Origin of the sequence: Paenibacillus sp. FSL A5-0031 (genome assembly GCF_001956295.1) — a bacterium.
In the GTDB taxonomy this organism is placed as follows: domain Bacteria; phylum Bacillota; class Bacilli; order Paenibacillales; family Paenibacillaceae; genus Pristimantibacillus.
The window spans coordinates 1-454 of sequence record NZ_MRTD01000067.1 but is presented as its reverse complement, the minus strand read 5'-3'; the positions used below and the strand labels follow the sequence as shown (position 1 = coordinate 454).

Genomic DNA, 454 nt, shown 5'->3' with positions numbered 1-454 from the left:
GGTATCGTTGTTCGCCACGTCCTTCTTCGGCTCCTGGTGCCTAGGCATCCTCCGTGCGCTCTTACTAGCTTAACCAAATGCTCGTGGTGATTTCGATTGATCCGTCGTTGAAGCCTTATTTCTTTGATTAATAACCTCTTTAGAGGTAGAAATAACGTCTTCAAAAGCCGTCTTCAATTCGAAACACCTCTCGCTTACGTAAAAACAACTAAAGGATGTTTCAGCAATTCTTTTCTTTCGTTATCCAGTTTTCAAGGTGCAATTGTGTCCATACTGCTTTCGCAGCAGGAGTGTTAGATTAACATATTCGCTTGTTACAATCAACCACTAAAAGTTGGTAACTCGCTTGTATGATTTAATCCGCTTGGCGACGTCCTACTCTCCCAAGACCCTGCGGTCTAAGTACCATCGGCGCTGAAGGGCTTAACGGTCGTGTTCGGTATGGGAACGCGTG

The 454-nt window shown here is 45.2% G+C and carries 1 rRNA gene; it reads right to left on the bottom strand.

The window, feature by feature from the left end:
- Positions 1 to 362 precede the first annotated feature (362 nt).
- Positions 363 to 454 (bottom strand): 5S ribosomal RNA (rrf, locus tag BK120_RS34360); the annotation flags it as partial.